The following is a 24,979-nucleotide window of genomic DNA, read 5'->3' on the forward strand; positions in this document are numbered from 1 at the left end:
ACGGAACGCTTAACATAACCCTTGTTATGTAAAGCTTAACATAACAAGGGCAAAATCGAGCGCTTTTTCAAAACCGTCCGTAGCCGTTTCTATCCGCTTTTGACGGCTGCTGATCTTCTGGATCTTGATGTCCTCAACCAACGCTTTGAGGCCTGGCTGGCCCGGGATTATCATCATAAGGTTCATTCGAGTCTCAATGAAGCGCCAATGGTCTTTTATATGCGGGGGAGTGACCGGATCAGGCATTTCTCTGATCCCCGGATTATTGATGAAGCCTTTCTGATCCGGGTTACCAGAAAGGTCAAGTCGGATGCCACCATTTCGCTGCACAACGCCCTTTTCGAAGCCTCGCCGATGTTTATTGGTAAGAGCGTCGATATCCGTTATCCCAATGAATGCCCGGATGAAATCTATATTTATGAAAACAGTGTCCGGATTCTTACCTGCAAAAAAGTCATCATGACAGACAACGCCATTGCCAAACGCAATAACAATCCCATCAGCTACAGCGCGTTAGGTGGTGTGCCTCATGTATAAATCATTTTTCGGATTCCAGCAGGCGCCCTTTGACAAGGGTATTGATTCATCGATGCTCTTTCAATCGGAAGCTTACAGGGAAGTTCTGGCCCGTCTGGATTATCTCAAAACCACCAGAGGTTTTGGTCTGATTACCGGGGATCCCGGGGTTGGTAAAACATCGACCCTGCGGGTCTTTGCCGACAGTTTAAACCCGTCGTTATACAAGGTCATGTATTTCCCCATGTCTTCCGGGACAACCATGGATTTTTACCGGGGTCTGGCCTTTTCGCTTGGGGAACAGCCGAAATTTCGAAAAGTGGAGCTGTTCTTTCAGATTCAGAACGCCATTACCGATCTTTATGATAAGCGCCGCATCACGCCGGTCTTCATTCTCGATGAGATGCAATCGGCGAGCGCCCAGTTTCTTCACGATCTGAGCATCATTTTTAACTTTGACATGGATAAACGCAACCCTTTTATTCTGATTCTCACTGGTTTACCGACGCTGGCCAACCGCCTGGCCTTAAACCAGAATCGCTCCCTTGATCAGCGACTGGTGACCCGGTTTCATTTCTCGCCATTGACCCCGGATGAGGTCCGGGACTATATCAAACACCGGTTCAAACATGCCGGTGTTTCACGGAACCTGATCAACGAGAACGCTTATGAAGCCATTTCGTCTTCAACTGGCGGTTATCCGCGATTAGTGGGTAACCTGGTTACTCAGTGTCTGATTCTTGCCTTTCAAAAGCAACGTGATCTCATCGATGAAGAGATTGTTTTTGCCGCTTCTGCGGAAGCTGGGATTTAACGCCTGACGGCGTTATTTCCCTTTTTTTTCCAGAGAAATAAAGCGTGATTATGTGATTAAAAACTGGCATTATATTTTCAACTCACCATATTTTTCACACTCTTTCCCACATTTCGATCCGTTTTATTGTGATTAAACCAGTCCGAAATAATGTGAAAATTTACACCTTGATAATCTCATCGAAACTTGCCCTCAAATAACTCGAAATGCGGTTGTCCGCAAGGGCATGTGGGTTCGAATCCCAGCAGATATCTTCTGCAGATCGCCTTCATTTTGAAGTTTTCTGTGTTTTGTTTTATCACCGTCAGTAATCTTCATTGTTCTTCACCTCCTCTGGTTCAGTCCTTCCTTTGGTGTCATGACCACCTCCGTACTATGACTTCGGCTGACTTCTCACGATAAATCTTATTTCAACCATGTTTCATACTCTGTTTCCACACGTCCGTGAGATCTCCCCGGGTAAGAATGCAATCTTTCCTTCCATCCATCTGCCACATTTACATCATCAACTTCTGGGTAGTTTTGGGGCTTCGGTTTGTTTTGCAACCTTACCCAGTTGATAATGTCTGATGTGATTTCTGTTCGTCAGACCGGGAGTTTGCCGCCGGCTTCCTTCAGACTCCCCGTCGCCGGGGACACCCTTGCTTTAAGCTATGCACTTGGCACTACCTACCCGTGCTCGGGACTTTCACCCGTTAGATTGCGCCCATGCCGGGCGCACAGTAAAATCCTCGCCTTTCTCCAAAGAGAAAAGCGGGGATTTTTAGGGAGTGTTACTACACTCCCTATGCTTACTGCGTAAGTTTCCTGTCGTTCCTCTCCACGCGGTAGTTGAGTATTTATCGCTCGTATCGGCCAAGAGTATCGTCCCGTCGTAGGTTTTGCCGGTCTTAACGGAATACAGCCCTTCCACTCGTGCCTTGCCGCTTTTCAGCAGCGCGGCGGCGATCTTCGGGGTGAACGCTGTCCTGCGTTCCTCGAAAAAGCGGTTGTTCTTCCACATGACAAACTTACAGGCGCGGTTGCCGCAGTAATAGTTTTTCTTACCCTCATAAACGCTTTTGCCACAGCGGGGACATATGCCGACAACTTTTCTCTCCGGCTGGAACAGTTTTTTGCCGTGCCCGGAAATATGGGAACAGGTCGAAATCAACTCCCGCGTCATGTCTTCAATGCCCTGCATGAACTGTTCCATCTGATTTAAAGCAGGGAAACCTGCTTTTTTTCGATCATTTAATTTGCTCCGTCAAAGCGCTGTTTATTTAATCTTCGGAATCAGGTGTTTATTATGTGCCTTGATAGAGCTTGTTTCATGCAATTCCGGTTAAAATAAAGTGCCTGATTGTGCTTTTAATTTGACGGACAACAACAAAGTCATTAAAACATGATTATAATCGAAAAACTATTGAATCACTTTTGGGTGAAGACGGATCATTCGGTATTAAAATTTATCGGTTTAGCAGAAAGATTCTTTAAAAAAGATTAACCACCAAAACAGATAACGTTTCCAATAGTTATTTATTTAACAATCATTGGATTTTGTGTTATAATTCAGAAAAGATGATATTTTACAAAAATCGGCCAGAGCGTGGTGACGGTCCCGGTAAACAATGGCGGTGTCGTCGAGGTCAATCTGTTTCTGAGTAAAGGTTTTGGAGGCGAATCAATGAGCAAGACATATTTAGAAAACGAAAAAGTGAAAATTCCGCAAGAGGATAGGATCAGCGAAATTAAACTCACCTGTAACAGCTGCCCCCGTCAATGTGAAATGACCTTGCTGATGGAAGGGCTTTCGGTTTTGATGGTCAAGGATGATGGCTGTAAAAAAGGAACCAAGTTTGCCTATAAGGAAATGAAAAACCGTAAAAAAACCGAATTAAAGAAAGTGGTGTATTGTTGTGAAATGGATCGGATTGAAGAAGCGGTCTGAAACAGAGCGTGGTTTGATAAAAATGAGAAAACAGTCACAGACTGTTCAGACTGTCAAAAAAGATAACCTAGTACCGACAATTGTTACATCATGTTGTACGCATCGGAGCGGACACGGCATCGCCTGTCCGATTTCGCAGCGGACAACAGATTAACAATTGGTCGGTACGGGAGTTTATCGACAACCTCAACAGTCACAGACTGTTCATTCTGAATAAAACAATCGGGAAAACAGAAGTTTCCGGTTGTTTTATTTTTTTGTCAATTTTAACTCCTATGTGATGAAATCACAGAGAATCGGGTACAAATCTGGTAGGATGAATTACGTTAATTTATAAACAAATAAAGTCATAAATAAAAAAGAAATCAGGTGAGAGTAATGAAAGATGTAACCTTATTTACCACCCAGACCTGCCCGCATTGCAAGACCGCAAAGGCTTTTCTCAGGCAGAATCACATTCAATTTGTTGAGAAGGACGTTAATGTTGATGTCGCGGCCCAAGAGGAAATGGCCCGCAGGGGCATTCGTGGCGTACCGACCTTTATCATCGGCGATGATGCCGTGATCGGTCTGGATCAGGCCAAGGTACTGGAACTGGTCGATCATCGGGTGGTGACCTGTCCGAATTGTCAGACCAGAATGCGGGCCCCCAGTAATAAGGGCAAAATCACCATCCGCTGCCCTAAATGTAAAACCAGCTTTGAAACCAAATAATAAATAGCAAGAAGGAGATAACCCAATGAAAAAAATACTAATTGTCGGTGGTGTCGCTGGCGGTGCCACCGCAGCCGCCAGACTTCGACGTTTAAGTGAGGAAGATCAGATCATCCTGTTTGAACGGGACGAATATATCTCATTTGCCAATTGTGGATTGCCCTATTACATCGGAGATGTGATTACCGATCGTCAGAAACTGCTGGTTCAAACGGTTGGAGGGATGTCCAAACGGTTTAACCTGGATATCCGCAATTTCAGTGAGGTAACCGCCATCGATCCGGATCAAAAAACCGTGACGGTAAAAAACCATCAAACCGGTGCATCGTATACCGAGAGCTATGATAAACTGATCCTTTCACCGGGGGCCAAACCCATCGCACCGCCGATTCCGGGCTTAGCGGAAGCCAAAAATATCCTGACGCTGCGCAACATTCCCGATACCGATAAAATTAAGGCGGTGGTCGACAGCGGCCAGGTTAGCCGGGCCGTGGTCATTGGCGGCGGTTTTATCGGTGTTGAAATGGCTGAAAACCTCCAGGAATTGGGAATCAATGTGACTTTAGTGGAAAAAATGAACCAGGTCTTAAAACCGCTGGATTTTGAAATGGCCCAGCTGGTTCATCAGGAAATCAATGCCAATGGCGTTAATCTGATTCTCGAAGATGGGGTTGATCATTTCCAGAACGAGGGCCATGAAGTGGTGCTCGAAAGCGGCCAGGTGCTTAAAGCCGATCTGGTTATTCTGGCCATTGGGGTAGTGCCGGAAAATACCCTGGCCAAACAGGCTAACCTGAAAGTGGGGCCCCGGGGACATATCGTTACGACTGCTAATTATGAGGTCTTTATCGGCGAAAATGATGCTGTCAATCCCGATGTTTTTGCCATCGGTGACGCTGTAGAAGTGGTCGATTTTGTCAGCAAAACGCCGACGGCTATTCCCTTGGCCTGGCCAGCGAATCGTCAGGGACGGTTGGTGGCCGATTATATTAACGGTAAAAAAATCGGTAATGTCGGGATTCAGGGAACGGCCGTAGCCAAGGTGTTTAATCAGACCATTGCCGCCACCGGCAATAATGCTGCGCTGCTGGATCTCAAAAAAATCCCCTATCAGGTGGTAGTGGCTCACCGCAGCAACCATGCCGGGTACTATCCCAATGCCACCAATATTGCCTTAAAACTGCTGTATGACCCGCAAACCCTGAAAATTCTTGGCGCCCAGGCGGTTGGCCAGGAGGGCACTGAAAAGCGGATCGATGTGATTGCCACGGCGATGAAATTGGGTGCCACGGTACTGGATCTGCAGGACTTTGAACTTTCTTACGCGCCGCCGTTCTCATCGGCGAAAGATCCGGTGAATATTCTGGGCTATATCGCCGAGAATATTATCGATGGCGTTTATCAAACCGTTCAGTGGCATGAAATTGACCAGATTATCGCAGCTGGCGGATTTCTACTGGACGTCCGCTCACCGATGGAAGTCCGGGCAGGTGGGATTAAGGGTGCCGTGAATATTGAGCTGGATAGTCTTCGGGATCGGATTGGTGAAATTCCAATCGCCAAAGATGCCCCGATTTATGTAAGCTGTCAGGTGGGACAACGGGCGTATCTGGCGATCCGGATTCTTAAGGGCCATGGTTTTACCAATATTTACAATCTGGCTGGCGGCTACAGTACCTATAAAACCGCCCATTATCAATTGGCCGCACTTCAGTTTGAGACGACTGCAAACTAAGTTTAAAAAAGACGGTTGCAGAAGTAGCCGATAAAATTAATAATTTCACAACAAAACCCTCAACAATTCTCGGTTGTTGAGGGTTTTATTTATAAGTTCTTTTTTAATTTTTTCAGTTTTGTGTAAGTGGTTTCCGGTAAGATACCGATAATCGTCTCGCAAAACGCCAGCCCGGCCAGCCCACCGAGGATAAAGTGCAGGGCCGGTACTTCTGGGAACAGGTTATTGGTGAACAAATTGACGAGATTAAATAGGGCAAATAGTATAAGTCCGATTTTTAGTTCTTTTCGCATGGTTGCTTTCATATTAAAAACTCCCTTTCTTTTTATTGATGGTTTTGCTAATTTTTATCCGGGAATAAACCAGAACCGGCAAGTCGGCCAGCATCAGCAGGCCAAAGCTGCGAACGCTCCAATCTGGCAGGGGTACAATCAGCCAGTTAACGACCATGACGCCCAGACAGACCATCAGGATCGTGATAGTCACTGGAAACAAACGATTATTTTTCATCATCGTCCCCCCTTCACATGGTTTTCATACAATAAAGCTTGACCACGGCACTGACTGACAGTTGGGTAGCTACAGCAATGATCAGGGTATAAAAAACGGTGATATTAATGTACCCGGCAATAATAGCGGCAATAATCAGCAACACTGAGGTGACAGCAATCAGCGGCATCCCCGCTTTACTGCGGATGGCTTTCATGCGTTCGTCATGTTCTTTATTGTATAATAGCTTCAGTTTGGTCTCGTCCTTAATCGTCAGGCTCAGCTTGATGATGTCAATCACCGAGAGTACCAGAATGCTGACAATCAGACCAAACTGGAATCCTGCCACAAAACCGTCAGAATGGGTAGCTGTTGAGATATCTGCGGTAATGATTGAGTAAATGCTATAAGCCCCCAAGACCAGGGCCAACAAGGCCATTCCTGAAGAAATGGTAATTCTTCGTTTAACCGTTCTTTTAAATTTTTCCATGATCCTGCCTCCTAAAATTCATTTTCTTCTGAAAAGTCAAAAACTTCTTCGATGGTCAGCCCGAAAAAACGGGCAATTTTATAGGCCAATACCAGCGAAGCCGTATATTTGCCCACTTCAATGGAGGTAATGGTCTGTCGGGTTGTGCCCACCGCCAGGGCCAGTTCTTCCTGGGAGAGTTTTCGTTCTTTTCGTAATTCTTTGATTCGTGTTTTCATATGACACCTTCTAATAATCTGCATAGCATACTTTGCATTTTTAGTATAGTTTGCTTTGCATAAAATGTCAAGCAAACTTTGCAAAAAAGAAATGGCCAGAATTGTAGACTTAGAATAGTGCTGATGATACAAAATAAAAGGCGGTCTTTCAATAAAAAAACAGCCGTTATCCATATAGCCGTCACATAATCCGCCTATAATAAAAAAAGCGAGGCGGGCACCTTAAAATGATCAAGAGATTCTCATTTACTACAAAGTCTATCCCTGATTATGTGAGAATATTGCCGATATAAAAACGCCTCATAAAGTCTAACAGAAAAAGAGAGGAAAGAATTCAATGAAAAGATTAAAGAGGATGATACCATTTTTATTAGTGATAATGGTATTTTTGGGCGGTTGTAGTTCAAATTCACAGACGACAACGGCTGAAAGCACCGCCGAGGCAGTTACTGAAACGACTGCTGTTTTAAGCGCCGTGGTGTCACCAACATCAACGGTTGTTGTCGATCCGGAATTTACCGATCGTGACCTGGAAACAAGCTATGATGACGCCACTGCGGTTCAGGTCACTCTGGATGGCAGCACTATTCAGGTAACCGGAGACGGTGCCACGGCCAGTAATGGGGTTCTGACGATTACCAAAGAAGGGACCTACGTGGTCACCGGTAATCTGTCTGATGGACAGATTGTTGTGGCTGCCGCCGATACCGATAAGATTCAGATTGTGCTAAATGGTGCGACCATCAATTGTGCCGACAATGCCCCAATCTATGTGAAAAGCGCCAATAAGGTGTTTATTACCCTGGCAGCCAACACCGTCAATACCTTAACCGATGGTAGCGCCTACGTCCAGACCGATGATAATACGGTCGATGGGGTGATTTTCAGCAAGGCTGATCTGACTCTCAATGGCGAAGGGACCCTGAATATAACCGCAAATTATAAAGATGCCATTGTTTCAAAGGATGATCTGGTGATTACTGGCGGTACTTACACGATCAATGCGGCCAAAAATGGTCTGAGTGCCAAAGATGCGGTAAAAATCAAAGATGGCACGATCACCATCACTGCACCAAACGGGAAAGCGATCACCTCCCAAAATGATGAAGATGCAACCAAAGGTTATGTTTATATCGCTGGCGGAACCATCAAAATCACAAATAGTAACGAAGGGATCGAAGGCACTGCCATTGTGGTGGAAGGTGGTACCATCGATCTGATTTCCAAAGATGATGGTTTTAATGCCGCCAGTCCCGGGGCAGCCGAGACTGAATCCGGTGGCCGAGGCGCCGGTATGGAGGCAGACAGCAATGCCTATCTGTCAATTGCCGGTGGCACCATTTTTGTCAATGCCTCCGGGGATGGCTTGGACAGCAACGGCAATGTCTATATCTCAGGTGGTACAGTAGAAGTCAGCGGCCCGACCAATAATGGCAATGGAGCCCTTGATTATAACGGCACTGCTGATGTCAGTGGCGGAACGGTTGTGATTGCCGGTAGCACTGGAATGGCTCAGTCGTTTTCCGAAACCTCGACCCAAGCATCCCTGCTTTACAATCTGACCTCGAGTTGTGCAGCCGGGACAGAAATAAAACTGACCGATGCCAGTGGCAAAACGGTGGTTTCCTATACGCCGGATAAAACCTATCAATCGGTCGTGATCAGCACTCCTGATCTGGCCCAGGGATCAACCTATACCCTGATCTGCGGCAGTCAGACCGTCGAAATCCCCCTGACCGGGATGGTCACCAGCAACGGACAGACAGGCATGGGCGGACCGGGCCAGGGTCAACCCCAGGGCGGTCAAAAACCGCAATAGTGGTACAGCCTGCTTGATAAAGAACCGCAAATCAGGAAAAAGCATGTCCTTCTCATCAAAGGGCATGCTTTTTTATTTAGTTTGGTGAAAATGATTAAATCAGTGGGAATGAAGGAAAAATGAAATTTAGGCCCTTCGCCAAAAGGTCACCGTAACAGGAACGGATCGTTCCATAAACTATTTTTATCCTGGCACCGGGGTAATTTGCCATTTTGACACCACTTTTTGCTGCTAATCGGGTGCGGTCGGTCAGAACTGCATCCGTTATAAACTTCGGGTTTGTTAGATAAATATACAGTTTAGCATTGGCAAAAAGATTGCTATCGGCGTTTTCCATGGGCTTCCGGGAATTGATGAGTCATCAAAAATGACTTCAAACATCCATTTGGGTTTGCGTAACACCCCCGGTTTGTTTTTAATTGGGAGGTTTATCTGTTAAATGATCCTGCAGGTTGATATGTTGGCGAGATCAAAAACGGCGACCCCTTCCAGGCGAAGGGCTATCTTTTGGCGATAGCCAGAGATAGCTTATTAAAGAATGGCTTATTTTTGCAGCCACGAATTATATCATTTTAGAAAATTGATTATGTTAATCACAGTGCCAGTCGCTCTGGACTGGCATAGACATAGCCTTTGTTGCCTCTGACATAGCCTAATAAGGTCATATTATATTGTTTGGCCAGCCGGATGGCAGCGGTGGTTGGGGTCGACCGGGAAACCAGAATCGGGGTTCCCAGGCGGACCGCCTTGGTCATAATCTCTGACGAAATCCGTCCGCTGACAAATAGAATACTTTCTGACGCCAAGTCAAGGCGGCCAGCTTTTAATAGCATCCCGGTGATCTTATCAAAACAATTATGACGGCCAATATCTTCGTTTAAAATCTGATAGTCGGGGTGATAAAATAACACACTGTGAACCCCGCCGACCTCCATAAATATTTTAGACGATGTTAAAAAGTCTTTCATCACCTGCAAAATGGTATTCAACGAAAAGGTTTTTTCGGTTTCAATCGAACAATACTGGCTTTGTTTCAGGGGATTAATATAGGTATAACACTTGCCGCAGCCAGAGGTAATGCTGCGCAAGCTTTCCTGTCGATTAATCAGAATATCCTTTTTTAGGGTGATAATCACCGCAAACAGCATGTCGTTATAGCTGATCGATTCAACATCAGAATAGGCGTTGATCACCCCTTCACTATACAAAAATCCCAAAGCCAGTTCTTCCGGACACTGATTCAAACATAAGAGCGAGACCAGTTCTTCACCGTTGACCATAACTTTTAATGAAATTTCGGTAATCACCTTTTTGGTGGTTTCTGTTAATTTGCAAACTTGATCGACTTTACTGATTTCTAATACTTCATAGTTTTCATAGATAAGATCTTCCATGTTTCTCCCTACTGCAACTGCTCTTAAACAGCACGTCATTATTTATAAAACAACCCGCCATTGCCCAATTTGGCCAAATCACTGGTGGTGATGTCCAGATCGGCCAACAGCCGGGGGAACAGCAAATCAAAACTGAATCGGTCATTATAAATGCCGCATCCTGGGACGCCGACGATTTGGACATCATCGATTTTGGCGGTAACCAGCATTGAACCCGGCAACACCGGTACCCCATAAAGCAGGTCTTTGGCCCCAGCGTTAATAATTGCTTCCAGCGTCATATCATCAGGATCAACAGATAGTCCGGCAGTGGTAATAATTAAATCAGCCCCGGATTGAATCATCTGATGAATTTTGTCACTGATGGTGGCAACGTTATCCGGTGCCATTTCTCGGGCCACCACCTCACAGCCATAGGCTTCCACCTTGGCCTGCATGATCTCGGTATACTTGTCTTCAACCAGGTTTTCAAAAACTTCGGTGCCAGTGATTAAAATACCAACTTTGGCTTTCTTCAGGGGATGGACAGCAAAGACAGTTTCCTTTTTCAGGCAGTTTAGGGCTTTTAAATAGTCTGTATGTGAAATATATAAGGGAATGGCCCGGGTAGCGGCTACCACCTCGCCCTTTTTAACCACTGTATAATTGGGTAGGGTCGCACAAATAACCCCAGGGGATTCATTAAACAGCTGGAGCTGGGCTTCGTCGGCGACAAAGATCCCATCGCTTTCGGCGACCAGATTGATCCGGCCTTCTTTGGGGATCGGGTTATAATTCATATTTAACCCGCACATCTGGTCTGCAAAAGCCAGAGCGGCCTCATCTTCGTGGACATAACCTTTGACAAAAGGATTATGCTCGGCCACAAATAGATTATTTTTTCCCAGTTCCCGGAGCATCTGGACATTTTCGGTGGTGATTTCATGGCCTTTTTTAAATGCCACCCCTTTTTCTTTTTTATAAATAATGCGGGTCACATCGTGAAGTAAATGCATCCCCACTGATTCGGCAACCGGAGTTTTGGTTAATAATACTTCTGTTGGATTATTAGCCGGATCATCCGCCGTTTGATCAGCTTGAATTAAATCGTAGGGTAAATCGCTGGCGCAGCCCCGACAGATGCTGCCGTGTTTCGCCGGATAGGTTTCATTGCAAATGGGGCAGGTGGTGGTTTTGCCCATTTTTTCTTTTTTCAGGTAGTTTTGATGGACTTTTGCCGGTGTCATGCTAAAAACTGAAGTACCGGCTTGACGCATTTGGGCAAACAGTAAGTCAGAATCCTGATCGTGTTTGGGTTTGAGTTTTAAAAACCAGGTATGGATCTCGCCCCATTTTTCAAGTTCGCTTTTATCAATGGTAATGCGGATGCCGACACCGGTGTACTTGTCATAAAAGATCGCCGCATAGCGGCCGTGATCCAGGACTTTTAGCCAGCCATTGCCAATTGAGCAGGGGGTCAGCAGCTGAATGGCATCCGGTAAACAGGTTTTTGTTTCGCAGATGACATCATAGAAACCTTCTTTAGGAAGATTTTCCATGGCCAGATTGACCATAAAGCCCCCCAGCAGGATACCCGGTGCCACCGTGCCATGAAAAGCCTTAATTTTTTGGGTATAGTCATCATAAGTTAATTCGCCAAATTTCATTTTTCACCTCTAAAATATGTAATATCTCAATCTATCAAATAAATTTATATTTATTTCTAAAAAGCATTGGCTAAATAACAATGCTTTTTAGAAATAGTAATAGTTAGTGCAGATGTTAAAAAAGGGGGTGTTAAAGTCAGAACTCTAAGATAATGTAGTACCGACAATTGTTACATCATGTTGTACGCATCGGAGCGGACACGGCAACGCCTGTCCGAGTCCGTAGCGAACAACAGATTAACAATTGGTCGGTACGGGAGCTCACCGAAAACCTGATGGTATTGGGTGTAACACTCCCGTTAATAAGCTATTGTTTATTGAATTTTTTCTATCGCAACAGCGCAGGCTTTGTATTCAGGGGTTTTTGTGATGGTATCACCAGACCGGGTGGTTAACCAGTTGGCATTATTTTCAAAGTAATGCATGGCCATCCAGACAAGTCCTTCCGGAATCCGTTCTGACACCTGGGCTTTAACTTTTACCGTTCCACGACGGGATTTGACAACAATCATTTCGCCATGTTCGATTCCCAGCCTCGCTGCATCCACTTCGGAAATATCAGCATATTCTTCAGGCAACAATTCATTAAGACCTTCACAGCGACCGGTTTGAGTCCGGGTGTGGTAGTGGTACAGACGTCGACCGGTACTTAAGGTGAAAGGATAGTCAGCATCTGGCACTTCCGCCGGTGGGGTCCAGTCAAGGGCCATTAAATGACCTTTGCCATGGGTGAAATTACCGTCTAAATGAAGGATCTGGGTGCCGGGATCTTCTGGCGTTTTACAAGGCCATTGAATTCCACCCTGATCAAGTTTGTCGAAGGTCGCTCCGGCAAAGACGGGCGCAAGTGGGGCAATTTCATTATCCCATAATTCCTGTCCGCTGTCGGCTTCCCAGGTCTGGCCAAAACGTTTGGCGATTTCCCGGAAGATCCACCAGTTTGGTTTGGCAATACCGGGTGCTTCTTTGACTTTGCGAACCCGACTGATGCGGCGTTCACAGTTGGTGAAAGTACCTTCATCCTCACTCCAGGCAGCCGCTGGTAAAACAACATCGGCATATTGGGTGGTTTCGGTCTGGAAGATATCATTACAGACCACAAATTCAGCGGCTTCCAGGCATTTGATAACGTGGGAAATATCCGGTTCGGTTCCGACAACATTTTCACCAAAGATGTAGATCGCTTTCATTTCTTTGGTTTCCAGTTTTTCAAACATATCGGGAATCATCAGACCCAGTTTGTCCGGCAGGCCTTCGACATTCCAGGCCTGTTCGAATTTTGCTTTAGCAGCAGGATCGGTAACGCTCTGGTAGCCATGGTAGGTGTTTGGCAGAGCGCCCATATCGCAGGCACCCTGAACATTGTTCTGGCCTCGTAGGGGGTTGACACCGGTATTTGGTTTCCCCACATTGCCCAGCAGCATCTGCAGATTGGCAACGGACATAACATTATTGGTTCCGCAGGTATGTTCGGTGATACCCAGGGTGTAGATGGCCATACCCGGTTTATTGTCAGCCAGCATATGGGCAATACTGATAATCTGCTCTTCGGACACACCGCTGATTTCAGAGGCCCGTTTTGGAGGGTATTCCAGCACTTTTTCTTTTAATGCATCAAAATTATCACAGTGATCGCGGACAAAGTCTTTGTCATATAAATCTTCGGTGATTAATACATTCATCAAACCGTTGAGGAAGGCCACATCGGAACCTACTTTAATCTGGGCAAATTCATCAGCATAGTCAGCCAGTTTGGCTTTTCGGGGATCAACAACAATCAGTTTAGCGCCATTGCGTTGACCATTTTTAACAAAGGTTGAGGCGACCGGATGAGCTTCTGTCATGTTGCTGCCGATGACAAAGAGGCAGTTGGTGTCGGCGAATTCTTCAATCGAGTTGGTCATTCCACCAGTCCCGAAAGATTTGATCAAACCGGCAACGGTGGGGGCATGACAGACTCGGGCGCAATGATCGATATTAGGGGATTTAAAGGCAGCCCGGAACAGTTTTTGCATCTGGTAGGAATCTTCGTTGATGCTGCGGGCACAACTGATGCCACCCACGGCGTCGGGACCATCAGCAGCAATAATTTCTTTGAATTTATTGGCAACCAGATCCAGTGCTTCGTCCCAGGATGCTTCCCGGAATTTACCGTTTTCTTTAATCAGTGGTGTTGTTAAACGTTCGGGAGAGTAGATAAAGTCATAACCATAGCGACCTTTAACACAAAGACGGCCTTTATTGGGATAAGCATCTTCGACGCCGGTTACTTTAACGATTTTGTCACCTTTTACGTGCAGGTTCAGCTGACAGCCAACACCGCAGTAGGGGCAGGTGGTACGGACTTTTTTAACTTCCCAGGAGCGGGCTTTGCCAATCGATTTTTTATCAGTTAAAGCACCGACCGGACAGGCTTGAACACATTGGCCACATTGCACACAGGATGAGGAACCCATGTCGATGTTGTTATCGCAGATCACGGTAGTGTCGCTGCCTCTGAAACCAAGCGATAAAACGTCGTTGCAGACAATATCATTACAGGCAGTCACACAGCGGCGGCAGAGGATACATTTGCGGTTATCGCGAACAATCATCACGGAAGAATCGTCCACGGTTGGTTTTTCGATGCTTTCCATGATAAATGGTGGCGCTTCGATGCCCAACTCATAGGCAATGCTCTGCAGGCTGCACTCGCCGCTTTTTTCGCAGGATAAACAATGGTGTTCACCGTTGGATAAGAGCAGATTGACGATGTTGCGACGGGCACTGAGGACACTTTCGGTAGCCGTGTTGACGACCATCCCGTCAGCGACTTTTCCGGCACAGGCGGGAATCAGTGTACGGGCACCGACTACCTCAACCACGCAAATTCGACAGGAAAAAGAATCATGGATGCCATCCATGTGACAGAGGGTGGGAATATGAATGCCGTTATCAGTTGCCACTTGCAGAATGGTTTGATCTGCTTCGGCTTGACATAGTTTATTATTAATTGTTACTGTAATCATTACTAACCTCCTTAATTCAATTGTTATTATTTTTTGATCGCTTCAAACGGGCATTTTTCGAAACAGACACCACACTTGACACACACAGTCGGGTCAATGACAAAGGGGATTTTTTCTTTTTTGTTACCGCTAATGGCATTAACTGGACAGTTTTTCGCACAAAGTCCACAGCTCTTACAGTTTTCTTCGATAATTTCATAAGCCAATAACGCTTTACAGGAGCCAGCCGGACATTTTTTATCGCGGATATGGGCTTCATACTCATCCCGGAAATAATGCAGGGTACTTAAAACCGGGTTAGGAGCAGTTTGCCCCAGGGCGCACAAAGAAGATGCTTTGATATCCCGGGCCAGAGTTTCCAGTTCGTCAATATCACTCATGACACCTTTACCCTTGGTAATCTTTTCCAGAATATCTTTCATGCGTCGGGTTCCTAAGCGGCAGGGGGTACATTTTCCGCAGGATTCATCAACAGTAAATTCCAGGAAGAATTTGGCGATATCAACCATACAGGTGTCTTCATCCATAACAATCAGCCCACCGGAGCCCATCATCGCACCCAATTCGATTAACGATTCATAATCGATGGGGGTATCAATATGGCTGGCCGGAATACATCCACCAGAAGGTCCACCAGTTTGTGCGGCTTTAAATTGCTTGCCGCCAGGGATACCACCGCCGATTTCATAAACAACTTCCCGCAGGGTCGTGCCCATGGGGATTTCCACTAAACCAGTGTTATTGATTTTGCCACCAACGGCAAATACCTTGGTACCCTTGCTTCTTTCAGTACCCATGCTGGCAAACCAGTCGGCACCTTTTAATAAGATAACCGGAATATTGGCAAATGTTTCAACATTGTTCAGGATGGTCGGCTTTTGCCACAGTCCTTTAACCGCTGGGAATGGCGGTCGAACCCGTGGCTCGCCACGTTTGCCTTCAATGGAAGTCATCAGGGCGGTTTCTTCGCCACAGACGAATGCGCCAGCACCCAAGCGGATTTCCAGATCAAATTTAAAACCGGTATCTAAAATATTATCGCCTAATAAGCCATATTCGCGGGCCTGATCAATGGCAATTTGCAGACGATGAACCGCAATCGGATATTCGGCCCGGACATAAACAAAACCGTGAGTGGCACCGATGGCGTAGCCAGCAATGGTCATCGCTTCAATAACTGAGTGGGGATCGCCCTCTAAAACACTTCGATCCATAAAAGCCCCGGGATCGCCTTCATCGGCGTTACAGCAGACGTATTTTTCATCGTTAATCTGCTGGGCTGCAAAATCCCATTTAGTACCGGTGGGGAATCCGCCGCCGCCGCGGCCTCGCAGACCAGAATCTTTGATGGTCTGGATAACCTCGCCAGGAGACATTTCAGTCAGGGCTTTGGTCAACGCCTTATAACCATCAAAGGCAATGTATTCATCAATTTCTTCAGGATTAATCCGGCCGCAATTTCTCAGGGCAACCCGTAATTGTTTTTTGAAGAAACTGGATTTTTCAATATCTTGTTCGTCTTCCTGAACCTGGCTGCTGGCTTCCAGCAAGCGGGTCACCAGACGGCCTTTTAAAAGATGTTCTTCGACGATTTCAGGGACATCTTTCACATCCACCCGGCAGTACATCGTACCTTCCGGGTAAATAACCATAATTGGGCCTTCTTCACACAGCCCAAAGCAGCCGGTTTGAACAACCTTCACTTCAGCATCAAGTTGATTTTTAACCAGCTTTTCATTTAATTCAGTCATTATTGCTTCAGAATTTGAAGAGGTACAACCTGTACCACCACAAACTAAAACATGGGAACGAAACAATTGCATGTAGTTTTCCTCCTCGTAAAATTTATATTATTGATTTTCTTTTAGGGTGTATTCCGAGCAAACCTTGCCATTGGCCAGATGCTCCAAAACAACTTTGGCAACCTTTTCTGGTGTCATATTTACGTAGGTAACCTTATGACCTTCTTTATCGATGATATCAACGATCGGTTCTAAACTGCAAACACCGATACAACCGGTAGCAGTGACGGTCACATTATGAATATCTCGCTTTTGGGTTTCGGTTAGAAAAGCTTGCATGACTGGACGCGCGCCAGCGGCAATCCCACAGGTCGCCATACCCACAACCACTCGGATCGAATCGTTGTCAGTACGCATGCCCACTTCTTTTAACGTTTTTTCTCTGATGGCCTCTAGTTCGGCAATGGTTTTCATAGGACACTTCCTCCTTCAGTTTTACAGCCTTCAATAATTTCGGGAATATCGTCTTTAGTCAGACGACCAAAAACTTTTCCATTAATGGTCAAAACTGGCGCCAAGCCACAGGCACCCAAACAGCGACAGTCTTCAAGGGTAAATTCACCATCCTCGGTTGTTTCACCGACCCCAATTGCCAGAGTTTCTTTTAACTTGTCCAAAATCGGGCCAGAGCCTTTGACGTAACAGGCTGTTCCCATACAGATGGAAATCTTGTGCTTGCCCTTTGGATTCAAAGAAAAGAATGAGTAAAATGAAATTACCCCAAACACCTCTGAAATAGGGACATTCATTTCTTTGGCAATGGTTTCCTGGGCTTCTACTGGTAAATAGCCATATAGTTCCTGGACCTCATGTAAGATCGGGATTAGTGCTCCCTTTGAATTCTTGTGCTTGGCAACGATGTCGGTAACTAAATGAGTTCGTTCATCTTTTTCCATGCAACCACGTGCATTTGCGTTCATAAAACCGCCTCCTTAAAGTTTTTTGTTTAATGAATTATAAAAATTCAAAAAAATAAACTCTAATCTGTGGAGATTAGAGTTTAAAACTAATGTAAAGGATTGCATGCCGGGCAATCCAAATAAAACAGCAAAATACAAATATTAGGAGTTACAGAATACAAATATTTTGCCCTTTTATTTTATAGTTTCTCCTTTCCACAATGGGAGGCATTACCGTTTCCAGTAATACCCTACGGATCAATGGTTCATAGATCGCAAAACAACGCAAACCCTTAGACTCCATTGATTTGGAGTAAATTCAATATTTGGTCACATTATACATGGGTACATATTCTTTGTCTAGCAAAGAATAACACGGAAAATATCGTAAAAATATAATATGTACGAAAATAAGAAAATAATACGAGGACTTTTTTGCGTCAGAAAGATTTTAGAATTGCTCAAAAAATGGTCGTAAATATGGGTTTTTAAATAAAAATATGCCAAAATAAGATTGAGTACGATCATTTTTGGAGATTGGTGATTTTCGTGATCAGCTAGAATCTCAAATCGGCGAGGCGCTTACAAGAGCTATAGACACGAAAACAGAAAAGCTTTAAAATCGATATTAATGAAATAAAGTGCAATGAGTTATTTTACTCGTTTTTTTTCCTAATTTTAGAATTCCAGAATTTAGAGGAAAATTTTTCCAGATTTCGAAGAACTGCAAATGATAATTTAATTTTTTTACACGGACTAATAAAATTTTTTAAACTTCCCATTTTTGAATCCCAAATTCTTCAAAGTGGAGGATGACGAACGGACACAAAACAAGATGGTCGAAAATTAAATTAAATAGTCGGAATAGATTTCACCTGAGAAAAGAGAGCGACACCCATAATTATTAAAGGTTGAAATAGTATTTTAAAGCCATTTGTCGGATAATGATCAGGAAATAAAAAGCTGTTTGTTACATAACAAACAATATTTTGGCGAAAAATATCGTTATCGATGAATTTAAGTAATCCAAATAATTCCTTGTTAAACATTTGACAAAAAAAGTGCTTTAATTTTAATTGCAAATTCATGCTACATTCGATATAGTTATTTATAGTTACGTTTTATATTGTATTACTTTGAATGAAATGTTATTGTCATTTTGTTGCTGTGAGATTGTTAATTTTAAGCCAAAGTACAAAAAAATCCTGATGGGGTAAAATTTCAATGGTTTTGGGGTGACGGCGATGTTATTTCTGATAAAAAATTTGACAGTTACGGACATCGAGTTTATAATTCAAAAGTTAAAAAGGCGAACGATAACATCGTTAAATAAATAATTAACAATATTTAAATTTTGATATTTTGTTAAGTTTCTTTTGTCTGACAATTAACAAACAAATTATTGTTGGAGATAAAAAAATTCTCGATAGGTAATCATAATTATGAATGATGGTGTAAAATTTAGTAATCACTGCCTCCAATAAATGCGGAAAGTTTCAACAAATACCCTGATATTATGTCGCTTTTTAAGCAATATAACTTAAGAAACTTTAAGTAAAGTCGAAAAATACATAAAAATTCGGGTATTTTTGAATGAAATCACACGTACTGGGAATAAGATTTCCCTGAATAATCGTAAAAATCAAATTGTTAAATATCGTGTTTATTCAGATTAGAAAGATTCAGAGAATAATTTTAAATGCATTTAACAATATGGAGTAATGCCGTTCAAAAAAATTTTTTGGAAAAAAGCGGTGTTTCATTAGCAGAATTCAATTCTAAAGAAAGCTGATAGGGATGCAATTATAACGGAACAATGGTATGATTTATTTAGAATGATCGGATAATCAAAGCGAATGACTTTCTCGACTCAGTCGAGAGGATGGGAGTATGTGTGAACTGGGATTGTTTAATTGTCGATGATGAAGTGGAGCTGGCGAAAGCAACCTGTGAATATTTTGAAATGTTTGGCCTGACCTGCGCCGTTGTGACCAATTTTGAGGAGTGCGTCTTGTTCATGGAAAACAATCAGGTTAAACTGATTTTGCTGGATATTAATCTGGGAAATGACAGCGGCTTTGAATTGTGCAAAGCACTCCGGAAAAATACTGATGTGCCGATTCTCTTTATTAGTGCCCGACAGAGTGATGATGACGTCCTGATTGCCCTGAATATCGGTGGTGATGATTACATTAAGAAACCCTATTCGCTCAGCGTCTTGCTGGCCAAGGTGAAGGTCATCATCAAACGTTATGATGAGGCGGTACTAAAAACGGGGAGCAGTGATGAGGTCAGCACGCAATTAGACGGGCCGGATCGTTGCGGCAACCTGAGAATTGATAAAGATGCCATGAAGGTTTATCGCAATGAAAAAGATGTGGGTTTCAAAACCAAAGAATTCAAGCTGTTTTTATACCTTTATGAAAATAAAAACCGGGTGATCGCCAAAGATGAGTTGTTTGCCAAAATTTGGGGGGATGCATTTTTCAGTGACGGTACCCTGAATGTCCATATCCGCAAAATTCGCGAGAAAATTGAAGAAAATCCCAACCAGCCGCAGTTGATTAAAACTATCTGGGGGATCGGATATATGTTCGAGACTCAGGAAAACCAATAGCACTGGTTGCGCTTTTTACATAAAAGAGAATGTTCAGTCGAGGAAATGTATGAAAATAAGAAATATGGTGATTCTGTTTACGGTGATAATAGTTGGCGCTTATCTAGTCGCAATCACCACCATCAATACCAGCCAGATCAATCAAGTGGATATTACCGAGATTAACCAGGTCACTAAAACCATTGAGCAGGACTGGAACGCTGGCGATACAAAAAAATCCGGTACGAAGGGGGAACTGGCCTACCAGATCGCCCTGGTGACGGAAGAAACCTATCAGGCTGTCTTATTTGACGCTATTAAGAATCATCAGACGATCATCGATTTGACCAAAACTGCAGCAGATGGCCAGCAAGAAATGCTGGGAAAGATCATCTTTTTGACTGACGGCAGTGAAGAAGCAACCATGAAAAAAAATCTGACGATCCTGATTACCCTTACCTTTGGGCTGGTGCTGCTGATGGTTTATTTGCTTTTGGGGAAGGTACATACGTCAATTCTTAAGCCCTTTGGGGTAATGAAAGCGTTTGCTAAAAAAATTGCCGACGGCGATCTGGAGTTCCGGCTGCCGATGGACCGGGGCAATTACTTTGGCGCTTTCACTGAAAGTTTTGATCTGATGCGGGAAGAGCTGAGAAAGGCCCGGCAGGGCGAATATCAGGCCAATATCAGCAAGAAAGAGCTGGTGGCGGAACTGTCCCATGACATTAAAACCCCGGTGGCTACCATTAAAGCCATCTGTGAGCTGCTTGAGATCAAGCTGGCAACCGTGAAAAAAGAGGATTTGCCGGGGTCAACGGCAACAACGACCCTCACCGAAAGTCTTGAAAAAATTGCGGTGATCGATGCCAAAGCAGATATCATTGATGCGCTGATCAGTAATCTGTTTCATGCCACCCTGGAAGAACTGGAAATGCTGAAGGTCAATGTCAGCGAGCAACCCAGCACCGTGATTATTAAAATGTTCAAGGAAATGGATAATTTCGGGAAAATCCGCTTTAAAAATGACTTGGCGGAGTGTCTGATTTTTTGTGATCCGCTACGGCTGGGTCAGGTGATTGACAATGTCCTCAGCAACTCCTATAAGTATGCCAATACCGATATCGATATCTGGTTCGATCTGGACAAAACAGACAAAAACCTGACCATAAAGATCAAAGATTACGGGGCGGGAGTGGAGCCCGATGAATGTCCGCTGGTATGTGAAAAGTTTTTTCGGGGGTCCGGGGAAACGGTCCAGAATACCCCCGGTTCCGGGCTGGGCCTCTATCTGGCCAGGCAGTTTATGGCCGCCATGGGTGGTAGAATCCGCTGCTATAATGAGGAGGGGTTCACGGTGGAACTGGGCATCAGGGTGGTGTAAGGTTCTTTTCAGTTAAGAAACAGATAAGGATTTAATAAGAGTTGGCAAAAGACCGGTTAAGAACATATGAAATATAATTAGGCCATGGAAAGCAAAAGCCGACCATGGTCTTTTATCTTTGGGATAAAGATCCAATCAGTCTAGGTAATTGCGAAATGAAAAAGCATTGAACAATGGTTGCTTTGTGTGCAGTTTCCACAAACAATTTTGTAACGTGTAGGCGAACAGTTCAGAGAACTGTCCGCCGTACAGTGTAAAAATTGTTTCGTGCGAAACTGGGCGCAAAGCTCACGGTAGTTTTGCAATTACCTAATCTAATCAGTCAATTGGGAGGAAACAAAATGTCAAACACCATTTTAAAAGCAGAAATGCTCAGTAAAACCTATTCAAACGGCAGCATCATGCAGCATGTTTTAAAAAATCTCAACATTGAAATCAAAGCCGGAGACTTCACGGTTATTATGGGGAGCTCGGGTTCGGGAAAATCGACCCTGCTTTATGCCCTGTCGGGGATGGACAAGCCGACCCTGGGAACCATCGATTTTAAAGGCGAAGCGATTTCCAACTATTCCAATGATCAACTGGCGGTGTTTCGTAGAAAGCATTGCGGCTTTGTGTTTCAGCAGATCTATCTCAATGATACCATGACGGTGCTCGATAATATTATGATCTCGGGACTATTGGTCAGCCGCAACAAAAAGGCCGTCGCCGCCCGGGCCAGGGAACTACTGCAGCAGGTGGGGTTAAGTGATGTCAGCTATCAAAAATATCCCTCTCAGCTTTCCGGCGGCGAAGCCCAGCGGGTGGCAATTGTCCGGGCGTTGATCAATGCCCCAGAAATCGTCTTTGCGGATGAACCTACCGGCGCCCTCAATTCGACCAATGCCATCAACGTGCTCGACGTACTGACTGAGGTGAATGCTTCCGGTCAGAGCATTATCATGGTGACCCATGATATCAAAACGGCCCGCCGGGCTAACCGTATTCTGTATTTAAAAGATGGGGTCATTATCGATGAACTGAATCTGGGCGCCTATGTCAAAGATGATCCGGATCGCCATCAAATCCTCCGGGAATTCCTGGAAAGGATGGGCTGGTAGTATGAACAGTCTGATGATTGCAACCAACAATATCAAAAAGGCCAAGGTGGCCACGGCCACCCTGATCATCCTGATTGCCATTGCCACAATTTTTCTTTATGTGGGAATATCGGTGCTGGCCAATATGGATCGCTTTATTGATCAGAAAAATGCCGAAGCGAACGGTGCCCACCTGATCTTTATTACCGATGGTACGCATGACCAGGATGTACGGGAAATTTATCAGTCCATCCCGTCTTATTCCTATAGTGAACAGGAAGAGGGAGTGATATCGATATCGGCCTCATTTCAGAATATAAACACGGGGGAAGAGGCCAACAGTATTCCGGCGGTCTTTTTAAATCTGGATACCGCCCGGAAAATATCTCAGGTTAAGATCATTGATCCGGCCGAGAATATGCCCCCTAATGGAGTCATTGCGCCATATGTTTTAAAAGCAGCTAACGGTTATCAAACCGGCGATACCCTGAAAATGACGGTGGATGAAGTCAGTACTGAGCTTGAGATCGCCGGTTTCTATGAAGATTTGATGTTTGCCAGTCCTTCCAATGTCAGTATGTATAAATTATATGTAGGCGAACAGCAGTTGCAGGAGTTTTTGGCGCAGCCTCAGTTTGGCTCAAAATGCAGCTACTTCGCAGTAATGACCACTGACATCAATAATACCGAAGCCTTTGAATCGGAATATGTCAAAGAAACAAAAAACAGATTACCTGATGGGACGGGTAGTTACGTCTCCATTTGTTATGGAACAACGAAAACCGGCGTAGCTATTTTTATCAATATCATTATGGCGGTGCTGGTATCCTTCTCGATTATCATCTTGGCGATTGCCGCCATCGTCATCAAGTTTTCCACCACCACTCACATTGAAAACAACATTAAAAATATCGGCACTTTGGAAGCCATGGGCTATACAACCCGGCAGATTCTCAACTCGATTTTGGTGGAATATCTGTTGATGACTGCTGTTGGATTTATGGTGGGGCTAGGCGCCGCATTGTTAATTTCGCCGGTGATTACCAATGTGGTGTCATCCTCAATCGGGCTGCGTTGGGCCACCGGACTTTATCCCCAGGCGGTGTTGGCAAGTCTGTGCGTGATTACGATGGCGGTATTGGGAATTTCCTATTTCAGTGCCGCAAAAATCAAAAAAATCACCCCCTTAACCGCCCTGCGCAGCGGCATCGAAACCCATCATTTTGGGAAAAACCGCATCCCCCTGGATCAGACCAGGTTGAGCCTTAATACGGCCATGGGTTTTAAGTCACTGATTTTTAATAAACGGCAGAATCTCATCGCCGGGCTGATCATCATGCTACTGAGTCTGGTAACCGTCTTTGCGCTGGCGTCGTACTATAATTTTTCGGTCGATAAAACCGCCATGATCAAACTAATCGGACTGGAAACCGCTGAAGTTGAAGTGAATGCCGTAGATGATGAAGAAACAATCTTTGCAGAAATTGCCGCAATGCCGGAGGTCGAAGATACCATCCGGTTAGTTTCCTTTGATGGCGTGATTAAATTTAAAGATAAGGAAAGCAGTGCCATGACCCGAGTCACCGAAGATTACAGCCGCCTGAAAGTTGATACCTGTGTAAAGGGGCGGATGCCGGTGTATGATAATGAAATTGCCATCACCAGTATTGTACTGGGTAAGCTGGGTGCTCAGATGGGTGATACGGTATCGATCGATTACAACGGTATTAACTGCGAATTCCTGGTGGTAGGAGTCATTCAACAGTTTAATGCGTTGGGAAAAGCCACAGCCATCACCACCGCCGGAATGAAAAAACTACTGCCGTCCTATCGGGAACAAAACCTGATGGTATATCTGGCTGAGGGTCAGGATACCGAAAAATTCATCACCAAAATAAATAATCAATATGGATCCGAGAAAATAAAAACCAACAGCTATTTTGAGTCCGTCGAGATGATGTTGGATTCCTTTGAAGCGTCGATAAAAATTATCGTCACTGGTTGTTTAGGGATAATTGCTGTGATTATTGTGTTCGTTCTGTTTCTGGTGATCCGGGTGCGGATCTTGCGGGAGCGGACCCGACTGGGGGTGTCCAAGGCTCTTGGTTTTACCGCCAATCAGCTGATTGGTCAGATCTTAATCAGTCAGATGCCGGTTATTATCGGGGCTGCGGTGGTCGGAGCCATTGCTGGCTATTTTGCCACTAATCCGCTGCTGGCCCTGATGCTTTCGGCCAATGGGATTCTCAATTGCGATTTTTATGTGGACCCCGGCCTGGTGCTGCTTACGGCAATTGGCATCAGTCTGCTGGGGCTGGCAACGGTGTTGATTGTTGCCGGTAAGATTAGAAAGATCAGCCCCTGCCAGATGTTTGAAGAAGGGGTGGATTAAGACTGATGACGGAGCTCGGAAATAGCTAGCGTCAGAAAATCGCTGGCTGCGCCGGAA

At 44.7% G+C, this 24,979-nt stretch carries 19 protein-coding genes, 3 pseudogenes and 1 riboswitch; of the genes and pseudogenes, 10 read left to right on the forward strand and 12 right to left on the reverse strand.

Going from position 1 to position 24,979, the window contains the following annotated elements; translation table 11 throughout:
- Positions 1 to 42 precede the first annotated feature (42 nt).
- Positions 43 to 537: pseudogene (locus tag B3F51_RS02510) on the forward strand (Mu transposase C-terminal domain-containing protein); the annotation flags it as partial.
- Positions 530 to 1,330 (forward strand): ExeA family protein, encoded by an 801-nt coding sequence (locus B3F51_RS02515; RefSeq protein ID WP_286945289.1) that lies wholly within the window; start codon positions 530 to 532, stop codon positions 1,328 to 1,330. The pseudogene B3F51_RS02510 and the gene B3F51_RS02515, both read left to right, overlap by 8 nt.
- 192 nt (positions 1,331 to 1,522) lie before the next feature.
- Here B3F51_RS02515 and B3F51_RS02520 read toward each other — a convergent pair whose 3' ends face one another.
- Both B3F51_RS02520 and B3F51_RS02525 read right to left on the reverse strand, forming a co-directional pair.
- Positions 1,523 to 1,648 (reverse strand): hypothetical protein, encoded by a 126-nt coding sequence (locus tag B3F51_RS02520; protein WP_286945292.1) that lies wholly within the window; start codon positions 1,646 to 1,648, stop codon positions 1,523 to 1,525.
- A gap of 473 nt (positions 1,649 to 2,121) precedes the next feature.
- A pseudogene (locus tag B3F51_RS02525) lies at positions 2,122 to 2,522 on the reverse strand (DNA topoisomerase III); the annotation flags it as partial.
- A 474-nt stretch (positions 2,523 to 2,996) separates the two neighbouring features.
- Here B3F51_RS02525 and B3F51_RS02530 point away from each other — a divergent pair.
- The 3 genes from B3F51_RS02530 to B3F51_RS02540 all read left to right on the forward strand — a co-directional run bounded on the left by B3F51_RS02530 (position 2,997) and on the right by B3F51_RS02540 (position 5,709).
- Positions 2,997 to 3,260: a hypothetical protein gene (locus B3F51_RS02530; protein ID WP_148636879.1), complete on the forward strand. Its 264-nt coding sequence runs from the start codon at positions 2,997 to 2,999 to the stop codon at positions 3,258 to 3,260.
- A gap of 378 nt (positions 3,261 to 3,638) precedes the next feature.
- A complete protein-coding gene (locus B3F51_RS02535; RefSeq protein ID WP_070371712.1) occupies positions 3,639 to 3,974 on the forward strand; it encodes a glutaredoxin domain-containing protein in 336 nt (111 codons plus the stop codon).
- 25 nt (positions 3,975 to 3,999) lie between these two features.
- A complete protein-coding gene (locus B3F51_RS02540) occupies positions 4,000 to 5,709 on the forward strand; it encodes a CoA-disulfide reductase (protein WP_286945295.1) in 1,710 nt (569 codons plus the stop codon).
- Positions 5,710 to 5,798: 89 nt separating this feature from the next.
- Here B3F51_RS02540 and B3F51_RS02545 read toward each other — a convergent pair whose 3' ends face one another.
- The 4 genes from B3F51_RS02545 to B3F51_RS02560 are packed head-to-tail and all read right to left on the reverse strand — an operon-like array spanning position 5,799 to position 6,906.
- Entirely contained in the window at positions 5,799 to 6,014 is a 216-nt protein-coding gene (locus tag B3F51_RS02545; protein WP_070371710.1) for a hypothetical protein, read from the reverse strand.
- 1 nt (position 6,015) lies between these two features.
- On the reverse strand, positions 6,016 to 6,222 hold the full coding sequence (locus B3F51_RS02550; protein ID WP_228877977.1) for a hypothetical protein: 207 nt from the start codon (positions 6,220 to 6,222) through the stop codon (positions 6,016 to 6,018).
- A 10-nt stretch (positions 6,223 to 6,232) separates the two neighbouring features.
- Entirely contained in the window at positions 6,233 to 6,688 is a 456-nt protein-coding gene (locus B3F51_RS02555) for a hypothetical protein (protein ID WP_070371708.1), read from the reverse strand.
- An 11-nt stretch (positions 6,689 to 6,699) separates the two neighbouring features.
- Entirely contained in the window at positions 6,700 to 6,906 is a 207-nt protein-coding gene (locus B3F51_RS02560) for a helix-turn-helix transcriptional regulator (protein WP_070371764.1), read from the reverse strand.
- 337 nt (positions 6,907 to 7,243) lie between these two features.
- Between B3F51_RS02560 and B3F51_RS02565 the strand changes: the two genes are divergently transcribed.
- On the forward strand, positions 7,244 to 8,725 hold the full coding sequence (locus B3F51_RS02565) for a carbohydrate-binding domain-containing protein (RefSeq protein ID WP_286807534.1): 1,482 nt from the start codon (positions 7,244 to 7,246) through the stop codon (positions 8,723 to 8,725).
- Between the two features lie 593 nt (positions 8,726 to 9,318).
- Here B3F51_RS02565 and fdhD read toward each other — a convergent pair.
- The 6 genes and pseudogenes from fdhD to B3F51_RS02595 form a co-directional block, all read right to left on the reverse strand.
- A complete protein-coding gene (gene fdhD, locus B3F51_RS02570) occupies positions 9,319 to 10,119 on the reverse strand; it encodes a formate dehydrogenase accessory sulfurtransferase FdhD (protein ID WP_286945299.1) in 801 nt (266 codons plus the stop codon).
- A 38-nt stretch (positions 10,120 to 10,157) separates the two neighbouring features.
- Positions 10,158 to 11,765: an FmdE family protein gene (locus B3F51_RS02575; RefSeq protein ID WP_070371704.1), complete on the reverse strand. Its 1,608-nt coding sequence runs from the start codon at positions 11,763 to 11,765 to the stop codon at positions 10,158 to 10,160.
- Between the two features lie 314 nt (positions 11,766 to 12,079).
- Positions 12,080 to 14,773: a formate dehydrogenase subunit alpha gene (gene fdhF, locus B3F51_RS02580; protein ID WP_286945303.1), complete on the reverse strand. Its 2,694-nt coding sequence runs from the start codon at positions 14,771 to 14,773 to the stop codon at positions 12,080 to 12,082.
- 26 nt (positions 14,774 to 14,799) lie between these two features.
- Positions 14,800 to 16,608: pseudogene (gene nuoF / locus B3F51_RS02585) on the reverse strand (NADH-quinone oxidoreductase subunit NuoF); the annotation flags it as partial.
- 15 nt (positions 16,609 to 16,623) lie between these two features.
- Complete coding sequence (locus tag B3F51_RS02590; RefSeq protein ID WP_070371701.1) at positions 16,624 to 16,989, reverse strand: (2Fe-2S) ferredoxin domain-containing protein; 366 nt, start codon at positions 16,987 to 16,989, stop codon at positions 16,624 to 16,626.
- Positions 16,986 to 17,495 (reverse strand): complex I 24 kDa subunit family protein, encoded by a 510-nt coding sequence (locus B3F51_RS02595; protein ID WP_070371700.1) that lies wholly within the window; start codon positions 17,493 to 17,495, stop codon positions 16,986 to 16,988. The genes B3F51_RS02590 and B3F51_RS02595 overlap by 4 nt, the downstream gene beginning before the upstream one ends.
- Before the next feature lie 172 nt (positions 17,496 to 17,667).
- Positions 17,668 to 17,800: riboswitch (molybdenum cofactor riboswitch) on the reverse strand.
- Positions 17,801 to 19,368: 1,568 nt separating this feature from the next.
- Here B3F51_RS02595 and B3F51_RS02600 point away from each other — a divergent pair.
- The 4 genes from B3F51_RS02600 (at position 19,369) to B3F51_RS02615 (ending at position 24,922) form a co-directional block, all read left to right on the forward strand.
- A complete protein-coding gene (locus B3F51_RS02600) occupies positions 19,369 to 20,091 on the forward strand; it encodes a response regulator transcription factor (protein ID WP_286945305.1) in 723 nt (240 codons plus the stop codon).
- Between the two features lie 49 nt (positions 20,092 to 20,140).
- Complete coding sequence (locus B3F51_RS02605) at positions 20,141 to 21,451, forward strand: HAMP domain-containing sensor histidine kinase (protein WP_286945307.1); 1,311 nt, start codon at positions 20,141 to 20,143, stop codon at positions 21,449 to 21,451.
- 341 nt (positions 21,452 to 21,792) lie between these two features.
- The gene (locus tag B3F51_RS02610) at positions 21,793 to 22,551 is read left to right on the forward strand and encodes an ABC transporter ATP-binding protein (RefSeq protein WP_286945309.1); all 759 of its coding nucleotides are present in this window, start codon (positions 21,793 to 21,795) and stop codon (positions 22,549 to 22,551) included.
- Positions 22,487 to 24,922: an ABC transporter permease gene (locus B3F51_RS02615; RefSeq protein ID WP_286945311.1), complete on the forward strand. Its 2,436-nt coding sequence runs from the start codon at positions 22,487 to 22,489 to the stop codon at positions 24,920 to 24,922. Before B3F51_RS02610 ends, B3F51_RS02615 begins: the two co-directional genes overlap by 65 nt.
- Positions 24,923 to 24,979 lie beyond the last annotated feature (57 nt).

It is taken from the genome of Acetobacterium sp. UBA5834, from assembly GCF_002435675.1.
Classification (GTDB): Bacteria; Bacillota; Clostridia; order Eubacteriales; family Eubacteriaceae; genus Acetobacterium; species Acetobacterium wieringae.

Coding starts and splice junctions, on each gene's coding strand:
- B3F51_RS02535 (WP_070371712.1), top strand. CDS start 3,639: ATGAAAGATGTAACCTTATTTACCACCCAGACCTGCCCGCATTGCAAG.
- B3F51_RS02530 (WP_148636879.1), top strand. CDS start 2,997: ATGAGCAAGACATATTTAGAAAACGAAAAAGTGAAAATTCCGCAAGAG.
- B3F51_RS02565 (WP_286807534.1), top strand. CDS start 7,244: ATGAAAAGATTAAAGAGGATGATACCATTTTTATTAGTGATAATGGTA.
- B3F51_RS02550 (WP_228877977.1), bottom strand. CDS start 6,222: ATGATGAAAAATAATCGTTTGTTTCCAGTGACTATCACGATCCTGATG.
- B3F51_RS02605 (WP_286945307.1), top strand. CDS start 20,141: ATGAAAATAAGAAATATGGTGATTCTGTTTACGGTGATAATAGTTGGC.
- B3F51_RS02515 (WP_286945289.1), top strand. CDS start 530: ATGTATAAATCATTTTTCGGATTCCAGCAGGCGCCCTTTGACAAGGGT.
- B3F51_RS02615 (WP_286945311.1), top strand. CDS start 22,487: ATGTCAAAGATGATCCGGATCGCCATCAAATCCTCCGGGAATTCCTGG.
- B3F51_RS02520 (WP_286945292.1), bottom strand. CDS start 1,648: ATGAAGATTACTGACGGTGATAAAACAAAACACAGAAAACTTCAAAAT.
- B3F51_RS02540 (WP_286945295.1), top strand. CDS start 4,000: ATGAAAAAAATACTAATTGTCGGTGGTGTCGCTGGCGGTGCCACCGCA.
- fdhF (WP_286945303.1), bottom strand. CDS start 14,773: ATGATTACAGTAACAATTAATAATAAACTATGTCAAGCCGAAGCAGAT.
- B3F51_RS02575 (WP_070371704.1), bottom strand. CDS start 11,765: ATGAAATTTGGCGAATTAACTTATGATGACTATACCCAAAAAATTAAG.
- B3F51_RS02590 (WP_070371701.1), bottom strand. CDS start 16,989: ATGAAAACCATTGCCGAACTAGAGGCCATCAGAGAAAAAACGTTAAAA.
- B3F51_RS02555 (WP_070371708.1), bottom strand. CDS start 6,688: ATGGAAAAATTTAAAAGAACGGTTAAACGAAGAATTACCATTTCTTCA.
- B3F51_RS02545 (WP_070371710.1), bottom strand. CDS start 6,014: ATGAAAGCAACCATGCGAAAAGAACTAAAAATCGGACTTATACTATTT.
- B3F51_RS02610 (WP_286945309.1), top strand. CDS start 21,793: ATGTCAAACACCATTTTAAAAGCAGAAATGCTCAGTAAAACCTATTCA.
- B3F51_RS02595 (WP_070371700.1), bottom strand. CDS start 17,495: ATGAACGCAAATGCACGTGGTTGCATGGAAAAAGATGAACGAACTCAT.
- B3F51_RS02560 (WP_070371764.1), bottom strand. CDS start 6,906: ATGAAAACACGAATCAAAGAATTACGAAAAGAACGAAAACTCTCCCAG.
- fdhD (WP_286945299.1), bottom strand. CDS start 10,119: ATGGAAGATCTTATCTATGAAAACTATGAAGTATTAGAAATCAGTAAA.